The following is a 19,347-nucleotide window of genomic DNA, read 5'->3' as shown; positions in this document are numbered from 1 at the left end:
GCTCCGTACCTGAGCCGGCGGAGGGCGGAGACTCAGCGCGCGGTACGCGCCGGTCGCAACTCGCGGGGCAGCGCGAAGGTGAGGGTCTCGTTGGCGGTGTTGATGGTCTCGACGGAGTCGTAGCCACGTTCGGCCAGGTAGTCGAGCACTCCACGCACCAGTACCTCGGGCACCGATGCGCCTGATGTCACGCCCACGGTGGTCACACCGTCGAGCCACGCCTCGTCGATCTCACGCGCGTAGTCGACGAGGTAGCCGGCCTGGGCGCCGTTCTGCACGGCGACCTCCACCAGGCGCACCGAGTTCGACGAGTTCTTGGAACCGACGACGATGACCAGTTCGCAGTGCGGCGCCATCGCCTTCACCGCGACCTGGCGGTTCTGGGTGGCGTAACAGATGTCGTCGCTGGGCGGATCGGCGAGCAGCGGGAACTTCTCGCGCAGCCGCTTGACCGTCTCCATCGTCTCATCGACCGACAGGGTGGTCTGCGACAGCCAGATCACCTTGGACTCGTCGCGCACCGACACCTTCTCGACGCTGTCCGGGCCGTCGACGAGCTGGATGTGCTCGGGCGCCTCGCCCGCAGTGCCCTCGACCTCCTCGTGGCCCTCGTGGCCGATGAGCAGGATGTCGTAGTCGTCACGGGCGAATCGCTTGGCCTCCTGGTGCACCTTGGTGACCAGCGGGCAGGTCGCGTCGATCGTCTTGAGGCTGCGCTGAGCTGCGGTCTTGTGCACTTCCGGGGACACGCCGTGCGCGGAGAACACCACGATGGCGCCCTCGGGCACCTCGTCGGTTTCGCTCACGAAGATCGCACCCCGGTCGCTCAGGGTTTCCACCACGTGGCGGTTGTGCACGATCTCCTTGCGGACGTAGACGGGCGCGCCGTGCTTGTCGAGTGCACGTTCCACGGTCTCCACCGCACGGTCGACCCCGGCGCAATAGCCGCGCGGCTCGGCGAGCAGAACACGCTTCGAATCACTCATAGATTCCAGGGTACGGGCTGAACGCCCCGCGGTTGGATACACATGTTGGATGCACGCTGATGTGATGGCAGAGTGTTGGCATGGTTCGCGCACCGTACCCGGCCCGTATCGCCGCTGGACTGATCGTCACGGCCATCGAGGAGACCCGCAAACTGCCCACGCTGCTGGTGACCCTGCCGATGACGGCGGTCAGCCAGACGCTGCAGGCGGGCATGCGCGCGCAACAGAACATAGCCGAGCTGGCCATCAAGGGCGACGCCGCTCTCGAGATGCTCTTCGACAAGCCCGACGAACAGCCTGCATGGGCGCATTTCGACGAGGACGACGCCCTCACCGCACAGACCGCGACGCCCATCGAGACCAAACCGGCCAAACCCAAACCCGCTGCGGAGAAGCCCGCGAAAAAGACCCCGGCAAAGAAGACGCCCACCAAGAAGCCGGCCGAGCCGACCACCCCCGAGCCCGCGACCGATGAATCCGCCACATCGCCGGATGGTGACGCACCCGCCGCCGGCCGGTTCGCGCTGTACAGCTCCGCACCCGACGATGTGATCAGTTCCACACCCGAGCCCGCGAAGAAGCCCGCAGCAGCAGGTAAGTCGGCACCCGAGGTCGTCGAGTACATCGAGTACGACGGCCTCACCCTCGCGCAGCTGCGTGCCAAGCTGCGCTCGGTGAGTTCCGACGACCTCCAAGCGCTCATCGACTACGAGAAGGCCAACCGCAATCGCGCGCCCTTCGTGACGATGCTCGACAACCGGATCGCCGCGCAGAACAAGCGTCACTCCACCACGTGACCTCCTCGCCGAACAGCGCCGAGCACCCCTGGCCGGTTCGGACCGTCAACACCAAGATCGCCGACTGGATTCACCGGCTCGGCCAGATCTGGGTCGAGGGGCAGGTCACCCAGATCAGTCGGCGTCCCGGCACCCGAACCGCCTTCATGACCCTGCGCGACCCGGCCGCCGACATCTCCATCTCCGTCACCTGCAGTCCGGATCTGTTGGCGCGCACCGAAGTTCCGCTGACCGACGGGAGTCACGTCGTCGTCCTGGGCCGCCCGAGCTACTACACCGGACGCGGCACCATCTCGCTGCGCGTCAGCGACATCCGACCGGTCGGCATCGGCCAACTCCTGCTCCGGATCGAACGTCTGCGGCAACTCCTGGCCGCCGAAGGCCTCTTCGACCGTCGGCTCAAACGGCCACTTCCCTTCTTACCCAAGAGCATTGGCCTCATCACCGGCCGTGCCAGCGCAGCCGGACGGGATGTCGTGGCGGTGGCGACGCAGCGTTGGTCGGCGGTCCGCTTCGAGATCCGCGACGCACCAGTCCAGGGCCCGACCGCCGTCGCGGCCATCCTCGGCCAGCTCTCCGCTCTCGACGAGCACCCCGACGTCGAGGTCATCATCATCGCCCGCGGCGGCGGCAGCGTCGAAGACCTGCTGCCGTTCTCCGACGAGGCGCTGCTGCGCGCGGTCGCCGCCTGCACCACCCCGGTGATCTCCGCGATCGGCCACGAGCCCGACGCCCCGCTCCTCGACCTCGTCGCCGATGTGCGGGCCGCGACCCCCACCGACGCCGCCAAACGCGTGGTGCCCGACGTCGACGCCGAGCTCGCCGCAATCGCCACGTTGCGCCGACGCAGCGCGCACGCCCTGCGCAACTGGGTGCGCCGCGAAACCCACATCGTCGAAGGCCTGCGCGCCCGGCCGGTGCTGGCACGCCCGCACACGCTGATCGATGCCGAGGCCGCAGGTGTTGGCGACCTGCGTCGCGCTCTGCGGCGCGACATCGGCCGGCTAATCGATATGCAGGACCGCCGCGTCGACCACCTGTCGGCACAACTCGGCACACTGGGACCGGCACAGACACTCGCCCGCGGATACGCGGTGGTGCAGCGCACCGACGTGCCCGCCGGTTCGGCCCCGCAGATCGTCACCGATGCGACAGACATGCCGCCCGGCGCGAAACTGCGGATCCGCGTCGCCACCGGCGCTGCACGGGCAACCGTGAACGGGCCCGCCGACGGAAAGAACTCGAACAAGGGAGACGATTCGTGAGCAGCCCCGACGACGAACGCGTCCCGGTCGAACAACTCGGCTACGAACAGGCACGCGACGAACTCGCCGAAATCGTCGCCACCCTCGAACACGGTGGACTCGATCTCGACGAGTCGCTGGCCCTGTGGGAACGCGGCGAGGCCTTGGCCACGCGTTGCGAACACCACCTCAGCGGCGCACGGGAACGCATCGAAGCCGTTCTGTCCCAGGGCGATCCCGAAGAGGACTGACCTCAGCTCAGTGCCGCCCGCTGCCCCGCGTCGGTCATCCACAACACGGCGGCCGCGGCCCGGCATCGCGCGCAATCTGGCGGAACAGCGACGCTTCCAGCCGGCCGCTCGGTCACCGCTACCCGGACCGGTATCGCCGTCACCATCGGGTCGATGGTGACATTCGTCAGGTCTGGGGTGAGGCCGTGGCCTTCGGCGGGGGCGAACGGCACCACTGCCGCGATCACCACCACCATGAGAGCGGCCACCTGGACCCCGCGCAGCCAGAGCACTCCGATCCATCTCGAGTCATTCATCATGGCGCGCCTCCTTGATAGGAAACGCTATGGATCCGGAGCCACTACCTCACGAGTAGCGCACTACTCGAATTCGGGTCATTCGAACGACAGATGTGCGCGGGGTCACCGCAGATGTGGCCATTCATGTGCAGGTATCGCTACCCGCGACGCGGAAGCGGCTGTTGCGTGAGGGTCGCGGTCGCCAGTTGCTCCATGTCCGCGTCGGAGCCACGCGAGAGCACCGCGATCCGCACGTCACCGAGATCGGTGATCCAGAACTTCTTCTTCTCGCCCGTCGAGTACGTCACCCAGGTGCGACCGGCGACTTCCCGGGTGCCACCCGCGGTCACGGCGTCGTAGCCCTCGTCGCCGCGCAAGTAGCCGATCAGGGACTCCTCGGATGCATCGCTTTGGGTCAACTGCACATAGGCACCGTTGGCGCTCACCCATCCGGCCGTGCTGACACGATGCCCGTCGACCGACGGCGCCGAACCAGAATTGGGCTTCCACGACGACGGCATGACCGGCAGACGAATCGGGAACGGCATGTCCGCCGCGTCGGCCTTGAGCGCGTGCTCCACGTCGAAGGCCTGCGTACGGTCGTCGTCGGCGCGGCCGGTGAGCCCCACCGAGCAGTTGCCGGAGACGATCGCGACGAACGCGCAGATCGCCAGCAGCGGGATCAGCGACCAGATCATGTCCTTGCCGCTGGTCAGATACCGCGGTTTCTGTGCCATGCCCCGAGTATCCCACTGAGGCAAATCCCACTGCGGCCGACACCTCTGACCTCGGCGGGGTCGCCGACCGAACGTCCGGCGTGACATGCAAGGATGGGAACCAGAGCACCGTCGCCGACGCCGAGGAGTCGAGTACATGTCCACGAGCACCAATCAGGCACCAGATCGCAACCTCGCCATGGAATTGGTTCGGGTGACCGAGGCGGCGGCCCTCGCGGCCGGGCGCTGGGTGGGCCGCGGCGACAAGAAGGGTGGCGACGGCGCAGCGGTCGACGCGATGCGCGAGCTCCTCTCCACCGTATCGATGCGCGGTGTCGTCGTGATCGGCGAGGGTGAGAAGGACGAGGCCCCGATGCTGTTCAACGGCGAAGAGGTCGGCGACGGCGACGGACCCGACTGCGACGTGGCGGTCGATCCGATCGACGGCACCACCCTGATGGCCGAAGGCCGCCCGAACTCGATCGCCGTCATCGCGGTCAGCGAGCGCGGCACCATGTACGACCCGTCCGCCGTCTTCTACATGGACAAGATCGCCGTCGGACCGGAAGCCAAGGGCGCCATCAACATCGACGAATCCATCGAGTGGAACGTCAACTCGGTCGCCAAGGCCAAGGGCATCGACGTCGCCGACATGACCGTCGTCGTGCTCGACCGCCCGCGCCACGCCGACCTGATCGGCGAGATCCGGCAGGCCGGTGCCAAGATCCGCCTCATCTCCGATGGCGACGTCGCGGGGGCCATCGCAGCGGCCGGCGACTACTCGACCGTCGACATGCTGATGGGCGTCGGCGGCACCCCCGAGGGCATCATCACCGCCGTCGCGATGAAGTGCATGGGCGGCGAGATCCAGGGCAAGCTGTGGCCGAAGGACGACGCCGAGCGCCAGAAGGCCATCGACGCCGGACACGACCTCAACCGCGTCCTCACCAACGACGACCTGGTGGCCGGTGAGAACTCCTTCTTCTGCGCGACCGGCGTCACCAACGGCGACATGCTGCGCGGCGTGACCTACCGTCCCGGCGGCGCCACCACCCGTTCGCTGGTCATGCGGTCCAAGTCCGGCACCATCCGCCGCATCGAGGCCGTACACCAGACCACCAAGTTGCGCGAGTACGCACGCCTCGATCTCTGACCCGATTTAGTGAGCCTGGGCTCACCAGGAGCGCCGCACGACGCGGCGATACGATTTCCTGGTGAGCAAACCAGCCCTTGCTCCGGAGTTCCGCTATGCCGATTTGCTGCCCTCCGGCGCCGATGACACGCCCTATCGCCTGATCACGACCGACGGTGTGTCGACCTTCGAGGTCGACGGCCAGAAGTTCCTGAAGGTCGAGCCGCAAGCACTGCAGAAGCTGACCGCGGAGGCAATGCACGACATCAGCCACTACCTGCGGCCGGCCCACCTCGCGCAATTGCGCAAGATCATCGACGACCCGGAGTCGTCGGGCAACGATCGCTTCGTCGCGCTCGACCTTCTCAAGAACGTCAACATCTCGGCCGGCGGTGTGCTGCCGATGTGCCAGGACACCGGCACCGCCATCGTGATGGGCAAGAAATCCGAGGGCGTGCTGACCGGCGCCGACGACGGCGAGTGGATTTCGCGCGGAGTCTACGACGCCTACACCAAGCTGAACCTCCGATACTCGCAGCTGGCGCCGCTCACGACGTACGACGAGAAGAACACCGGCACCAATCTGCCTGCGCAAGTGGAGATCTACTCCACCCAGCAGGGACCGAAGGGCCCGGAGTACAAGTTCCTCTTCATGGCCAAGGGCGGCGGTTCGGCCAACAAGTCGTTCCTGTTCCAGGAGACGAAGGCGATCCTGAATCCCAAGCGGCTCTTGGAGTTTCTCGACGAGAAGATCCGCTCACTCGGCACTGCGGCGTGCCCGCCGTACCACCTCGCCGTGGTGATCGGCGGCACCTCGGCCGAATTCGCCTTGAAGACAGCCAAGTACGCGTCGGCCCACTACCTCGACACCTTGCCGACCGAGGGTTCGATGTCGGCGCACGGGTTCCGCGACAAAGAGCTGGAGGAGGAGGTCTTCAAGCTGACCCAGTCCTTCGGCATCGGGGCGCAGTTCGGCGGGAAGTACTTCTGCCACGACGTCCGCGTCGTACGCCTCCCCCGGCACGGCGCGTCGTGCCCGGTGGCCATCGCGGTCTCGTGTTCCGCGGACCGTCAGGCCCTCGGCAAGATCACCGCGGACGGTGTCTTCCTGGAGCAGCTGGAGACCGACCCCGCGCATTACATGCCCGACGCGGGCGTCGCCGAGGACATCGAGGGCGGCGCGGTCGTCGACATCGACCTGAACCGTCCGATGCCGGAGATCCTCGCCGAACTGTCGAAGCACCCGGTCAAGACTCGACTGTCGCTGACCGGCCCGCTGGTCGTCGCCCGCGACATTGCCCACGCCAAGATCAAGGAACGCCTCGACGCCGGTGAGCCGATGCCGGACTACCTGCGCGACCACCCCGTCTACTACGCGGGCCCCGCGAAGACACCCGAAGGCATGGCGTCCGGATCGTTCGGACCCACCACCGCCGGCCGCATGGACTCCTACGTCGAGCAGTTCCAGGCTGCGGGCGGCTCGATGGTGATGCTCGCCAAGGGCAATCGCTCCAAGCAAGTGACCAACGCCTGCGACAGTCACGGCGGCTTCTACCTCGGTTCGATCGGCGGCCCCGCCGCCCGCCTCGCGCTCGATTGCATCAAGAGCCAGGAGGTCATCGAGTACCCCGAGCTGGGTATGGAGGCGGTGTGGAAGATCGAGGTGGAGAACTTCCCCGCCTTCATCGTCGTCGACGACAAGGGCAACGACTTCTTCACCGACCCCGGTGGCGCAGTCACTGTCCCGCTGGGCGGAGTGCGGATTCGGTCAAAGGAGCGGTGAAGCAACGCCGTAGATCCGAGTCATCAGATGACTGAGATCTACGGCACTGTAGGGCATGAAGGGCATTGAGTTACTGCACCTGTCCACCCACGGTTGCTCAGGGCACGGGCCACCTTGCGGGCGGTCGAACACGGGCGGTCATAGACCTGCCCCCAGCCGATCCGCAGGGTGAGACGGTCGGCATTCACGGCCGCATCGAGGTCCCGCTCCAAGTCGCGGTCCCGTGCGGCGGGGCCGTCGTGATCGGCTCGGCCGTCCAATTCCACGACGAGACCCCACTCGGGGTAGTCGACGTCGCGGAATCCGCGGCGTCCAACGCCTGTCGGTGCTTGCCGCTGGGGATTCGGAAGACCATGCGCACGTTCGACTCTCAGAACATAACCGTGTTCGAGAACCGAGCACGTCCCGTCGCGGACATCCGCGAGTACCCCCTCCACGAGCGCACGCCTGCGCATCCGTGGCCGTCTGCTCATCGCGGCCAGCAATCGATCGACGGTCGTCCTGCGTGCCTGCACTGCGTCCGACAAGCAGGCGATCACGCGAAACTCCGACGACGCCGCCTCGGCGATGTCCAACACCGCCTCTTCAGGACGGAACCGTGGCGGATGCGCGTGCCACAGCACCTTCTCGTCCAGCCGTGATCCGTAGTGGACGACGATGCCAGGTCGTCGGGTGACGCGACGTTGACGGTCGACCGTGATGTGGATCAGCCCGTCGTCGAACTGACCGGGATCGCGCATTGCCGACGCATGACTGAGCGCGGCCGGGTGTGCGTCGAGCACCGCACCCCACGCCCGCTGCTGCCAGGTCATCGGCCCGGTGTGATTGACAAATGTGCCCGAGTACACGGGTGCCCATTCGCGACGACGAACTTTGCGCCGGATATATGGATCTGTGAATCCGCACTCGGCAACCTGCCGGCGAGCGATGACGCCATCCTGCGCACGGAGCAGGTTCTCCAGCCGCTTGCGATCTGGCGGTTTCGACGGTGCCGGCACATCGCACAGTGTCGCCGGGCATTCGGCGGAATAGCGCCCTCCGAGGACATCTGTGGACAACTTCGGTTCCCGCTGATCACTTGTGCCGTAGATCCACGCCACATGATGGCGTAGATCTACGGCACTGACAGGTCACCATATGCCACGGAGTACGGTCATAAGGAGACCCTTACTTGTTCGCGACCTTCGGAGGACCAGCGCACCATGACCGAGCAGCAATACCGCATCGAGCACGACACCATGGGCGAGGTCAAAGTGCCGGTCGACGCCCTCTGGCGCGCACAGACCCAGCGTGCAGTGGAGAACTTCCCCATCAGCCACCGGCCACTGGAGCGCACGCAGATCCGGGCGATGGGCTTGCTCAAGGCGGCCTGTGCCCAGGTGAACAAGGATCTGGGCTTGCTCGACGCCGACAAGGCCGACGCGATCATCGCCGCGGCCAAGGAGATCGCCGACGGTCAGCACGACGACCAGTTCCCGATCGATGTGTTCCAGACCGGGTCCGGGACCAGCTCCAACATGAACGCCAACGAGGTCATTGCGTCGATCGCCAAGGCAGCCGGGGTCGAGGTCCACCCCAACGACCATGTCAACATGTCGCAGTCCTCCAACGACACCTTTCCCACCGCCACTCACGTCGCGGCGACCGAGGCGACCGTCACCGACTTGATCCCGGCTCTCGATCACCTCCGACTTGCTTTGCTGGGCAAGGCAACCGAATGGCGCGAGGTGGTCAAGAGCGGCCGCACACACCTCATGGATGCGGTGCCGGTCACCCTCGGCCAGGAGTTCGGTGGCTACGCCCGCCAGGTCGAAGCAGGTGTCGAGCGGCTCACCGCGACCCTGCCGCGCGTCGGCGAGCTTCCGATCGGCGGCACCGCGGTCGGCACCGGCCTCAACGCACCGGCCGGCTTCGGCACCAAGGTGGTGGCCGCCCTGGTCCAGCTGACCGACGTCGACGCGTTGTCGTTGGCCAAGGACAACTTCGAGGCACAGGCCGCGCGCGACGGCCTCGTCGAACTGTCCGGACAGCTGAAAACCGTTGCGGTGTCCCTCACCAAGATCGCCAACGACGTGCGCTGGATGGGTTCGGGTCCGCTCACCGGCCTCGGCGAGATCCACCTGCCCGACCTGCAGCCTGGCTCGTCGATCATGCCAGGCAAGGTCAATCCGGTTCTCCCCGAAGCCGTTACCCAGGTCGCAGCACAGGTCATCGGCAACGATGCCGCGGTCACCTGGGGTGGCGGCAACGGCGCGTTCGAGCTCAACGTCTACATCCCGATGATGGCGCGCAACGTGCTGGAGTCGATCAAGCTGCTGGCCAACGTGTCTCGCCTGTTCGCCGACCGCTGCATCACCGGACTCGGCGCCAACGAAGAGCGTCTGCGCACCCTGGCCGAGAGTTCACCGTCGATCGTCACGCCGCTGAACTCCGCGATCGGCTACGAGGAAGCGGCAGCCGTGGCCAAGCAGGCCCTCAAGGAGGGCAAGACCATCCGCCAGACCGTCATCGACCGCGGCCTCATCGGCGAGAAGCTCTCCGAGGAAGAACTCGACAAGCGTCTCGACGTCCTGAAGATGGCCAACCTCGACCGCGAACGCTGACATACTCCACACAATGGAGAGCTTTCCGACGGACTGGCAGACGGCATTGGTCCTCGTCGCCCACCCCGACGACCCGGAGTACGGCATGGCCGCGGCCGTCGATCGCTGGACGTCGGAGGGCAAACGCGTGGTCTATGCCCTCGCGTCCAGCGGGGAACAAGGTATCGAGGGCATGCCACCGGCCGAGGCCGGCCCGCTGCGCGAGGCCGAGCAGCGGGCATCGGCGGCGATCGTCGGAGTCGGCGTCGTAGAGTTCTGGGGCTTTCCGGACAGCGACATCCGCAACACCCCCGAGTTGCGGCAACGAATCACCCAGTGCATCGAAGATGTTGCACCGCAAGTGATCCTGTCGCTGTACGGTGGCCCGGAGTGGGCTCCGGGTGCGCCCAACCAGCGCGACCACATGGAGTTCTCGGCCGCCGTGCTCGATGCCTACGACGCCCTCGATCCCACGCTGCGGCCCGCATGGCTGTTCGAGAACGGACCACATCCGACGCACGGCGTCGACGTCGGAGAGCACGTCGATGCGGCGGTGGCCTCACTGGCCGCGCATGAGAAGTACCTGTCGGTGCTCGACCCGGACACCCCTGTGATCGATCAAGCTCGTCAACAGGTGGACATGATGACCCCGGTGCGCGACGACTTCGGCGGTTGTCGCGCAGCATGTTTCGAACTCAAGCGGAGTGCGCCATGACGTCGACGCCGCGGTGGTTCACCGACACCAAACCCGGCCACAGCGAGTGGTACATCGACCGATTCCGCACGATGGCCGCCGAGGGCGCCGATCTCGCCGGGGAGGCCCGACTGATCGACGCGATGGTGCCGCGAGGCGCGCACATCCTCGACGCCGGTTGCGGCCCGGGCCGGGTGGGCGCGTATCTGCACGACGCCGGACATCGGGTGGTTGGTGTCGACGTCGACCCCGAACTGATCGCGGCCGCCCAAGCAGACCATCCGGGTCCGCAGTGGATCGTCGCCGATCTCGCCCGTCTCGACCTCGGCGAGCACGGCATCACCGAACCCTTCGACGCGATCGTCTGCGCCGGCAACGTGATGGTGTTCGTCGCTCCCCGCACCGAAGCCGACGTCCTGCGTGCGCTCGCCCGACACCTGACGCCAGACGGGGTCATCGTGGTCGGCTTCCATACCAATCGCACACTCGCCCTCGCCGATTTCGACGCGGCAGTGGCCGACGCGGGGCTCCGCGTCGAGCATCGGTTTGCCACCTGGGACCTGCGCGCGTGGCACCCAGAGGCGGACTTCGCGGTCACCGTTCTGCGCAAGCCAAGTTCCGCTCCCTGAGTCACCCTACCGATGGCTGAGGTGCGAGCCTGCGAGCCTCGAAGCCCCTGGTGAGAGGACATTGTTGTCTCACCAGGCCTTCGAGGCTCGTCGCTAGCTCTCCTCGCACCTCAGGCAGCGGGGGTGATCAGCCGGCGGGAGCAGGTCAGTTGAGACTGCCCGCTCCGGCTCCCAATAGCGCCGGGACGAGGTTCATCAGCTGGGTCAGCAGACCGGTGAGGAGGTCGCCACCGGGTGCCGGCGTCGTCGAATTGCCCGACGGCGCCTTCTCGTTGACGCCGATGACGATGCGCGGCTTCTTCGCCGGGTCCAGCCACACGAGCGTCTTCTTCATCATCTCGCGTTCAATGGCTACGCAACCCATCGTCGGCTGATTGTCGGTGACGTGCAGGAAGATCGCCGACGCCTTGCCGGGAGTCCGCTGCGGGTTGTGTGCGATGTTGACCGCGTAGTCGTACATCGCGCCGACCTTGTACAGGTTCTCGCTGTCGCCGCCCGGCCCGTTCACCGACCGCACATGGGTGTTGTAGGTCGGCGACTTCATGTTGGAGTCCCACCAGTCCTGGGCGTCGGTCTTGAAGTACGGCATCTTGGTGCCGGGGTTGACCTGACGTCCGAATGCCTGGTCGAGAGCGAAGTTGCCTTTCGGCGTCCGGTAGACGTTGTCCTTGGGCTCTCCCATGCCGAGCGATCCCAGGAAGGCCTTGGTCGGGCCGATGACCGGCTTCCAGCTCTTGTCGGAGCCACGTTCGAAGGCGGTCAACGTGGCCGTCGTGTCTGCCTCCTTGGGGGCGCTCACCACAATCAGCTGGTTGGAGTCGCCATTCGCGCCGTTGCCCTCGGTGGATCCGAGCCCACCGGCCAACATGTTCAGCAGCCCGTCGAGAATGGGAATGCCCAGGCCAGGGGTCTGCCCGGTCGGCCCGGGGCTCGGCGGCGGCGTGGTCGTCGTTCCCGGCGCAGCAACGGACTGGCCGGCACCGACCGCGAAGGCGGCAAGCACCGCAATCACCATCAGCACCAACAGTCTCATTCGCCTCATCAGTAACTTTCGCACCACATCAGTGTGCCAGTGCGCAAGTGGCCGTGAGTCACGCGACGGTCACGGTGCGGTTTGGATAGGGTCAAGCGGACCTAGCTGAATTAGGTAACCCTAAGTACGCTGTCGGGCATGGGCGAACCGGTCGCACTCGGCGACATCCAAGAAACTCTCCTCATCCCCCTCTACGGTCGGGCGCTCGACGCCGGCAAGAAGAACAGCGTGCTGCACGATCGCAAGGCCGCCGAACTCGTCGACGCCATCGACTACGACTTCGCCAAGTTCCGCGGACCGTCGCTCGGCGGTTCGGTGACACGGGCGTCGATCTTCGATCAGTACGTCCGGGACTTTCTCGCCGAGCATCCCGACGGCAGGGTCGTCGATCTCGGGTGCGGTCTGTCGACGCGATTCCAACGACTCGACAACGGACGCGTGCGCTGGTTCGACCTCGACGTCGACGACACCATGGCACTGCGTCGAAAATTCTTCTCCGACTCCGACCGGTACACGATGCTCGCCGGGTCCATATTCGACACCGACTGGCACACAACAGTATCCGCGAACGACGGACTGGTGTTCCTGCTCAGCGAAGCGGTCCTGCTCTACTTCGACGCCGACGAGGTGACCGCCGTCCTGTCCTCGATCGCACGCGCATTCGCCGGCAGCAAACTCGCCATCGACACCGGCGGCAAGGCCATGATGAGCACGCAGGATCGCAATCCGGTGTTCAAAGCCGTTGCGGCACGGATGAAATGGGTGTGCGACGACCCGAGCACTCTCGAGTCGTGCGGGTTGCGGCTACTCGAATCACGCACCTTCGCGCAGCCGCAACCCGACGTCGCCCGTACCTGGCCCCCGTTGTACCGCTACGGACTGAAGGCCATCGGGTGGACACCCATGGTGAGCACCTACAAGCTCAACCTCTTCGAATGCACCCCGGCCTGATCACGCAGGCTCAGCTCGATCGCGCCCGCTCGCTACGCTCCCGGTGCGCTGAGCCTGAATGGCGCCCGCTCGCTACGCTCCCGGTGCGCTGAGCCTGAATGGCGCCCGCTCGCTACGCTCCCGGTGCGCCCGGCCCAAATTCCTCGAGCATCTCGGTGACCAGCGCCGCGATCGGCGACCGCTCGCTGCGGGTGAGGGTGACATGCGCGAAAAGCGGGTGACCCTTGAGCTTTTCGATCACGGCGGCCACACCGTCGTGCCGCCCGACGCGCAGGTTGTCGCGCTGCGCGACGTCGTGGGTGAGCACCACCCGTGACCCCGTACCCAGGCGCGACAGGACCGTCAGCAGCACATTGCGTTCCAGCGACTGCGCCTCGTCGACGATCACGAACGAGTCGTGCAACGACCGGCCACGAATGTGCGTGAGCGGCAACACTTCCAGCATGCCGCGCGCCAGGACCTCCTCGATGACCTCGGGAGACGCAAGGCCTTCGAGGGTGTCGAAGACCGCCTGCGCCCACGGGCCCATCTTGTCGGCCTCGCTGCCCGGCAGGTAGCCGAGTTGCTGGCCGCCGACCGCATACAGCGGACGGAAGACGACGACCTTGCGCTGCGTACGACGCTCGAGCACCGCTTCGAGTCCCGCGCACAATGCCAGCGCCGACTTGCCGGTGCCGGCCTTGCCGCCGAGCGACACGATGCCCACACTCTCGTCGAGCAACAGATCGAGAGCGACGCGCTGCTCCGCGGAACGGCCGTGCAGTCCGAAGGCCTCTCGGTCACCACGCACCAGCTGGACGCGCTTCTCGGCCGTCACCCGTCCGAGCGCACTCGACGAGCCATGTCCGAGAAGTCGGATTCCGGTGTGGCACGGCAGTTCCCGTGCGGCATCGAGATCCACCACGCCGTCGGCGAACAGCGTATCGATCACCGTGGAGTTGACGTCGAGTTCGGTCATGCCCGACCAACCGGAGACCACCACGTCCTGGGCGTGATACTCGTCGGCGGCCAGGCCGACAGCACCCGCCTTCACGCGCAACGGGGTGTCCTTGGAGACCAGCGTGACGTCGCGGCCCTCGGCACGCAGGTTGAGCGCACACGCCAGAATGCGTGAGTCGTTGGTCTCCGTACGGAAACCGGCCGGCAGCACCGCGGGATCGGTGTGGTTCAGCTCCACCTGCAGCGTGCCGCCGTCGTCGCCGATCGGAATCGGGACATCGAGGCGACCGTGGGCCAATCGCAGGTCATCGAGCATGCGCAAGGATTCGCGCGCAAACCAGCCGAGCTCGTGATGGTGACGTTTGCCCTCGAGTTCGCCGATGACCACCAGTGGCAGAACCACATGGTGCTCGGCGAAGCGCATGACCGCCCAGGGGTCGGACAGCAAGACGGAGGTGTCGAGGACGTAGGTGCGTGTGGTCACGTGGGCTCCTACGTTTGTGCGGCGCCCGCACAAACCTGTTAGGTCGACCGGTCGGTCCAGTGTCTGCGGTCCTCGGCGTCAGCCGAGGTGGACGAGGACCGGGGCCGGCCCCCTCGTGCTGCTGGTGCAAACCACGAATTGAACCTCCCGGACGAACCGCTTCCCCGCGGCCCGTCACTCGTCAACGTACGCGCGTACGGTCGGCGCGGCGCGCCGACACGGGGGTGTCGGCGTGAATTGTGCGTTAACCGGACGTATCTTTTTCACAGGGACGCAAATCGGCGCCACCAGGGTTTTCTTCGCCCCCGGTGGCGCCGAATCGCTTCAGTAGTTCAGTCGAGGTTCACCCGCGGCCGGCGAGTGCGAGAATCCGCTGCCGCGCGGCCTCGGCGTCGTCACCCAGTCCGTGCACGCTCTCCAGCTTGATCGCGTCGACGATCGTGGCGGCGGTGGCCTGCCTGGTGTCGGCGTTCTCGTAGTCGGAGATGAGCGCCCATTCGGGCTCGAAATCGTCGATGTCGCTACCGATCGCCTCGTTGCGGGCGAGCGCCTTGTCGAGGGCGAGGACGGTGGTGTCCTGGTCGGCCACCAGTCCGGCATTCAGGAATGCGGCAAACGTCTCGCCCTGCACGCGGTCGTCGTTGGAGATCTTCGTGAGGATCTGCTGGTAGACGTCGTCGCCGACGACAGCGGAGAGCCGCTTGATGAAGTGCACACACTGGTTCTCGTGGACGGCCATCATGGCCAGGACGTCGAGCGGACCCAATTCGCCCTCTGCGGCGGTGTTCTGCCGGTAGCCCTTGGTCACGTGCTCACGGCGACGCTCCTCGGAGTCCACCGGATCGATCGCGCGCTTGACCACCAGGTAGTCGCGCAGCACGATCGCGTGCCGGTTGTCCTCGGCGGTCCACACACCGACCAGCTGCCGCCAGTCCGAGAACGCCGGGAAATGCTTGGCCAGCACCCGGTGGTAGGACGGCAGGTTGTCCTTGGTCAGCAGCAGGGCCAGCGATCCGGCACGTGCCTCGTCGGACAGCGTCGCCTGCGACGGATCCCAGTCGTCACCGCCGAGGAACGCGAAGTTGCGGCCGTCGTCCCACGGCACCCAGTCGTGCGGGCTCCACGGCGTGGCTGCCGCCTGGTGGTCTTCCGCGATCTCGGGAAGGGCCTTCTCGAGCGCGATGATCAGGTCGTCTTCATCCAAGGCGTTCATCGGTGCAAGGATACGGACGCGTGCGGGGCGGGAGCAATTCCGGGTCAGGACCCGCTCATCAGTCCCCACTGCTCGAGACCGTCGTAGAGCGGGAAGTCCAGCGCCAGCTGCGACACCCGACCACGCAGCGTTGCGACATCCGCCGACTCCCCTGCTGCCAACGCGGTGGCGATGATGTCGGCGACCTCGGTGAACTGTTCGTCGCCGAATCCGCGGGTGGCGAGTGCGGGCGTACCGATGCGCAGACCCGAGGTGACCATCGGCGGGCGCGGGTCGAACGGCACCGCGTTGCGATTGACGGTGATGCCCACCTGATGCAGCAGGTCCTCGGCCTGTTGACCGTCGAGCGAGCTGTTGCGCAGGTCGACGAGCACCAGGTGGACGTCGGTACCGCCGGTCAGCACGGACACGCCCGCCTTGGACACGTCCTCACCGGTCAGCCGCTCGGCCAGGATCTTGGCGCCCGACAGCGTGCGCTGCTGACGTTTCTTGAACTCGTCGGTGCCGGCGATCTTCAGGGCGACGGCCTTGGCCGCGATGACGTGCATCAGCGGGCCGCCCTGCTGGCCGGGGAACACCGCCGAGTTGAGCTTCTTGGCCCACTCCTGCTTGGCCAGGATGATGCCCGACCGCGGCCCGCCGAGTGTCTTGTGGACGGTCGAGGACACGACGTCGGAGTGCGGGACCGGAGACGGATGCAGGCCGGCGGCCACCAGTCCGGCGAAGTGCGCCATATCGGTCCAGAGGTAGGCGCCGACCTCGTCGGCGATCGAGCGGAACGCCTCGAAGTCGAGGGTGCGCGGATACGCCGACCAGCCGGCGACGATCACCTTGGGCCGGGTGTCGAGGGCGATCTTGCGCACCTCGTCCATGTCGACGCGGAAGTCCTCTTTGCTGACGCCGTAGAAGGCGTTCTCGTAGAGCTTGCCCGAGAAGTTCAGCCGCATGCCGTGGGTGAGGTGCCCGCCGTGCGCGAGGTCGAGGCCGAGCAGCGTCTCCCCCGGTTCCATCAACGCGGCCAGCACGGCGGCGTTGGCCTGCGCGCCCGAATGCGGCTGCACATTCGCGAAGTCGGCGCCGAACAGCTCCTTGGCGCGGTTGCGGGCGATGTCCTCGACCACGTCGACGTACTCACACCCGCCGTAGTAGCGGCGACCCGGGTAACCCTCGGCGTACTTGTTGGTCAGCACACTGCCCTGCGCCTGCAACACGGCACGCGGCACGAAATTCTCCGACGCGATCATCTCCAGGGTGTCGCGCTGGCGACTCAGCTCACCGTTCATGGCGGCGGCCACGTCGGGGTCGAGATCGGCGAGCGATTGGGAGTTCACGGACTCAGAGTTCGCGGTCATGCCGGACAGTCTATTGGGTCAGTTCCGCGCGCAAGGACGCCGGGATCAGGGGTTCGTCGAGGAGCCGGCCGAAACGGGCAGCGCGGTCGCCGGCCGGATCGGCGTCGAGCCATTGGTCGAGCAGCCGATAGCCCTCGACGTAGGTGGAGATGTAGGCACGCCACAGCGGTGAAGTGAGGAACCGCAGCATCTGGCGCGCCCGTTCCTCGGGGGCGAGCAGCCATCGCCGCAGATACGCGACGACGCTGTCGTGGTCGGCGTGCCGATCATGCAGCAGCAGGGCCGCGTCCTGCCGAACCCCGAGCAGGCCGCCCGCTGCCCGCGAAACCCGTTGCGCACGTTCACCGTCGAATCGCAGACCCAGATCGGCGTAGATCTCCTGCGCCCACATCCCCCAGTCCGGACCGACGATGGCTCCGAGAGCGTGGTCGGCGAGGCCCTCGGCCATCAGGCATTGCGGTGTGTTGACCAGGAAGATGCACTGCTCGTTCTGACCGCTCTGCTCGACGAGGAACTGTTCCTTCCGGCAATGCTCGGTGTGGTGGCCGGGATAGGCCTCGTGCGCGATCAGGTGCGGCAGGTTCGACATGTGCTGGGTGAGATCGACATTGATGGCCACCCGGGAGCGATAGTCGCCGAGGTAGTAGTTGAACCCCGACCACGGCTTGTCGGTGACCACCTCGAACTCGACGATCTCGTTGTCCGGCAACGGATATGCATCACGCACCTTCTCCCGCAACGCTCCGCTGAACGCCCGCACGCACTCGTCGACCTTCTCTGGGCCGATCTCGTCGGCCTTGCGATAAGCCGTGTACGCGCCGGTGAGTCGGTCGCCCTCGGCATCGGCGACACCGAGCGCCTCGCCGAGCTCGACGTGTGCGCGACGGTAGGTCTCCTCGTCGCCCATCGCGATGTCGACGTCGAAGTAGGCACGGACCTCGTCGACGAACCCGATCTGCTCGCCCGCGAATGTGCGAGCCGAGCACTCGAGCGCCCGCAGATGAGCACCGACAAAGGCAGCCCGATCGGAGTCGAGGCCGGCGGGCAACTCAGCACGCAGGTCACGTGCGCGCCGTGCCAGCGCCGCAGGCTCGGGCGTCGGCGCACCCGCCACCTCGGCAAGGATCGCGGGGTCGCCGGTGTAGGCGTCGACGAATCCCTCTTCGAGGCGGTCGAAAGCCAGGCCCAAGCGCAGGTAGTCGGCGACCAATGAGGACATGGGAGGCAGGCTACGCGACCGTGAGGTGACACTAATAGGCTGTAGCGCATGACGACCAGGTCCGAGCCCCCCACGGTGACCGGAAGTCGCTTCTGATGGCGCGCCACACCTCCGATCGCGATCCCAGTCTGTATCTGGAACTCGATCGCAAGCAGTGGCGTGACCTGCGGCAATCGATGCCGATGGTGCTCAACGAGTACGAGCTCGCCGAACTCGTCGGCCTCGGTGAACAGATCGACCTCGACGAGGTCGCCGACGTCTATCTACCGCTCTCGCGTCTCATCCACCTACAGATCGCCGCCCGGCAGCGGTTGTTCGCCGCCACGTCGACGTTCCTCGGCGAACGGCAGCACTCCCGGCAGGTCCCCTTCGTGATCGGCATCGCGGGCAGCGTGGCGGTCGGCAAATCGACCACCGCCCGCGTCCTCGCCGCCCTGCTCGCCCGATGGGATTCCCACCCCAAGGTGGACTTGGTGACCACCGACGGCTTCCTGTTGCCGACGTCGGTTCTGGAACGCCGAGGAATCATGCATCGCAAGGGTTTTCCAGAATCCTACGATCGGCGTGCACTGCTGCGGTTCGTCACCGAGGTGAAGTCCGGCGCACGCGAGGTGACCGCTCCCGTCTATTCCCACATCGCCTACGACATCGTGCCCGACGTCTACCACTACGTGCGCCAGCCCGACATCCTGATCCTGGAGGGACTCAACGTCTTACAGACCGGTCCCACGCTGATGGTGTCGGACCTGTTCGACTTCTCCATCTACGTCGACGCCAAGATGGACGACATCGAACAGTGGTACGTGTCGAGATTCCTGAAGATGCGAACCACGTCGTTCGCCGATCCCAACTCACATTTCCACGCCTACGCGTCCCTCACCGACGACCAGGCGACGGCGGCCGCACGCGATCTCTGGCTTTCCATCAACCGCCCCAATCTGATCGAGAACATCCTCCCGACCCGACCCCGGGCATCCCTGGTGCTGCGCAAGGACGTCGATCATTCGATCAATCGGGTGCGGCTGCGGAAGCTGTGACCCGCGCCGGTCCGGCGAACGCTCGTC

Annotated in this window: 19 protein-coding genes; 10 read left to right on the top strand and 9 right to left on the bottom strand. The window is 66.3% G+C overall.

The genetic code is table 11. The annotated features are described in order from the left end of the window. Positions 1–32 precede the first annotated feature (32 nt). The gene (locus MKW15_RS05760) at positions 33–986 is read right to left on the bottom strand and encodes a 4-hydroxy-3-methylbut-2-enyl diphosphate reductase (protein ID WP_240856621.1); all 954 of its coding nucleotides are present in this window, start codon (positions 984–986) and stop codon (positions 33–35) included. Positions 987–1,066: 80 nt separating this feature from the next. Here MKW15_RS05760 and MKW15_RS05755 point away from each other — a divergent pair, with 80 nt between their 5' ends. From MKW15_RS05755 to MKW15_RS05745, 3 genes are read left to right on the top strand one after another with little or no spacing between them, the layout of a single operon-like run. Beyond that, positions 1,067–1,783 (top strand): lipid droplet-associated protein, encoded by a 717-nt coding sequence (locus MKW15_RS05755; protein ID WP_240856620.1) that lies wholly within the window; start codon positions 1,067–1,069, stop codon positions 1,781–1,783. Continuing rightward, positions 1,780–3,048, top strand: coding sequence for an exodeoxyribonuclease VII large subunit (gene xseA / locus MKW15_RS05750; protein WP_240856619.1), 1,269 nt, complete (start codon positions 1,780–1,782; stop codon positions 3,046–3,048). The genes MKW15_RS05755 and xseA overlap by 4 nt, the downstream gene beginning before the upstream one ends. Further along, a complete protein-coding gene (locus MKW15_RS05745) occupies positions 3,045–3,278 on the top strand; it encodes an exodeoxyribonuclease VII small subunit (protein ID WP_240856618.1) in 234 nt (77 codons plus the stop codon). The genes xseA and MKW15_RS05745 overlap by 4 nt, the downstream gene beginning before the upstream one ends. 2 nt (positions 3,279–3,280) lie before the next feature. Here MKW15_RS05745 and MKW15_RS05740 read toward each other — a convergent pair whose 3' ends face one another. Both MKW15_RS05740 and MKW15_RS05735 read right to left on the bottom strand, forming a co-directional pair. Continuing rightward, on the bottom strand, positions 3,281–3,577 hold the full coding sequence (locus MKW15_RS05740; RefSeq protein ID WP_240856617.1) for a hypothetical protein: 297 nt from the start codon (positions 3,575–3,577) through the stop codon (positions 3,281–3,283). 137 nt (positions 3,578–3,714) lie between these two features. Further along, complete coding sequence (locus MKW15_RS05735; RefSeq protein WP_240856616.1) at positions 3,715–4,293, bottom strand: DUF4245 domain-containing protein; 579 nt, start codon at positions 4,291–4,293, stop codon at positions 3,715–3,717. A gap of 136 nt (positions 4,294–4,429) precedes the next feature. Here MKW15_RS05735 and glpX point away from each other — a divergent pair, with 136 nt between their 5' ends. Then, the gene (gene glpX, locus MKW15_RS05730; RefSeq protein ID WP_240856615.1) at positions 4,430–5,425 is read left to right on the top strand and encodes a class II fructose-bisphosphatase; all 996 of its coding nucleotides are present in this window, start codon (positions 4,430–4,432) and stop codon (positions 5,423–5,425) included. Positions 5,426–5,486: 61 nt separating this feature from the next. Then, the gene (locus MKW15_RS05725) at positions 5,487–7,187 is read left to right on the top strand and encodes a fumarate hydratase (RefSeq protein ID WP_240856614.1); all 1,701 of its coding nucleotides are present in this window, start codon (positions 5,487–5,489) and stop codon (positions 7,185–7,187) included. Between the two features lie 38 nt (positions 7,188–7,225). On the opposite strand, the gene MKW15_RS05720 is transcribed toward MKW15_RS05725, so the two are convergent. Next, positions 7,226–8,185 (bottom strand): hypothetical protein, encoded by a 960-nt coding sequence (locus tag MKW15_RS05720; RefSeq protein WP_240856613.1) that lies wholly within the window; start codon positions 8,183–8,185, stop codon positions 7,226–7,228. Between the two features lie 204 nt (positions 8,186–8,389). On the opposite strand from MKW15_RS05720, the gene MKW15_RS05715 reads away from it, so the two are divergent. The 3 genes from MKW15_RS05715 to MKW15_RS05705 are packed head-to-tail and all read left to right on the top strand — an operon-like array spanning position 8,390 to position 11,092. Next, the gene (locus tag MKW15_RS05715; protein ID WP_240856612.1) at positions 8,390–9,790 is read left to right on the top strand and encodes a class II fumarate hydratase; all 1,401 of its coding nucleotides are present in this window, start codon (positions 8,390–8,392) and stop codon (positions 9,788–9,790) included. A gap of 13 nt (positions 9,791–9,803) precedes the next feature. Continuing rightward, on the top strand, positions 9,804–10,484 hold the full coding sequence (locus tag MKW15_RS05710; protein ID WP_240856611.1) for a PIG-L deacetylase family protein: 681 nt from the start codon (positions 9,804–9,806) through the stop codon (positions 10,482–10,484). Then, positions 10,481–11,092 (top strand): class I SAM-dependent methyltransferase, encoded by a 612-nt coding sequence (locus MKW15_RS05705; protein ID WP_240856610.1) that lies wholly within the window; start codon positions 10,481–10,483, stop codon positions 11,090–11,092. The genes MKW15_RS05710 and MKW15_RS05705 overlap by 4 nt, the downstream gene beginning before the upstream one ends. Positions 11,093–11,237: 145 nt before the next feature. On the opposite strand, the gene MKW15_RS05700 is transcribed toward MKW15_RS05705, so the two are convergent. After that, a complete protein-coding gene (locus MKW15_RS05700; RefSeq protein ID WP_240856609.1) occupies positions 11,238–12,125 on the bottom strand; it encodes a L,D-transpeptidase family protein in 888 nt (295 codons plus the stop codon). Positions 12,126–12,263: 138 nt separating this feature from the next. Between MKW15_RS05700 and MKW15_RS05695 the strand changes: the two genes are divergently transcribed. Then, positions 12,264–13,076 (top strand): class I SAM-dependent methyltransferase, encoded by an 813-nt coding sequence (locus MKW15_RS05695; RefSeq protein ID WP_240856608.1) that lies wholly within the window; start codon positions 12,264–12,266, stop codon positions 13,074–13,076. Between the two features lie 112 nt (positions 13,077–13,188). Here the strand turns inward: MKW15_RS05695 and MKW15_RS05690 are convergent, their stop codons facing one another. The 4 genes from MKW15_RS05690 to MKW15_RS05675 all read right to left on the bottom strand — a co-directional run bounded on the left by MKW15_RS05690 (position 13,189) and on the right by MKW15_RS05675 (position 18,283). Further along, on the bottom strand, positions 13,189–14,499 hold the full coding sequence (locus MKW15_RS05690) for a PhoH family protein (protein ID WP_240856607.1): 1,311 nt from the start codon (positions 14,497–14,499) through the stop codon (positions 13,189–13,191). A gap of 343 nt (positions 14,500–14,842) precedes the next feature. Next, positions 14,843–15,712, bottom strand: coding sequence for an acyl-ACP desaturase (locus MKW15_RS05685; RefSeq protein WP_240856606.1), 870 nt, complete (start codon positions 15,710–15,712; stop codon positions 14,843–14,845). Between the two features lie 44 nt (positions 15,713–15,756). Further along, positions 15,757–17,064, bottom strand: coding sequence for a serine hydroxymethyltransferase (glyA, locus tag MKW15_RS05680; protein ID WP_240856605.1), 1,308 nt, complete (start codon positions 17,062–17,064; stop codon positions 15,757–15,759). A 10-nt stretch (positions 17,065–17,074) separates the two neighbouring features. Beyond that, complete coding sequence (locus tag MKW15_RS05675; RefSeq protein WP_240856604.1) at positions 17,075–18,283, bottom strand: DUF885 domain-containing protein; 1,209 nt, start codon at positions 18,281–18,283, stop codon at positions 17,075–17,077. Positions 18,284–18,378: 95 nt separating this feature from the next. Here MKW15_RS05675 and coaA point away from each other — a divergent pair, with 95 nt between their 5' ends. Continuing rightward, the gene (coaA, locus tag MKW15_RS05670) at positions 18,379–19,320 is read left to right on the top strand and encodes a type I pantothenate kinase (protein WP_240856603.1); all 942 of its coding nucleotides are present in this window, start codon (positions 18,379–18,381) and stop codon (positions 19,318–19,320) included. The last annotated feature ends 27 nt before the right edge of the window (positions 19,321–19,347 follow it).

Source organism: Gordonia gummivorans, assembly GCF_022513585.1.
GTDB lineage: Bacteria > Actinomycetota > Actinomycetes > Mycobacteriales > Mycobacteriaceae > Gordonia.
This window is presented reverse-complemented; position numbering and strand designations above follow the sequence as displayed.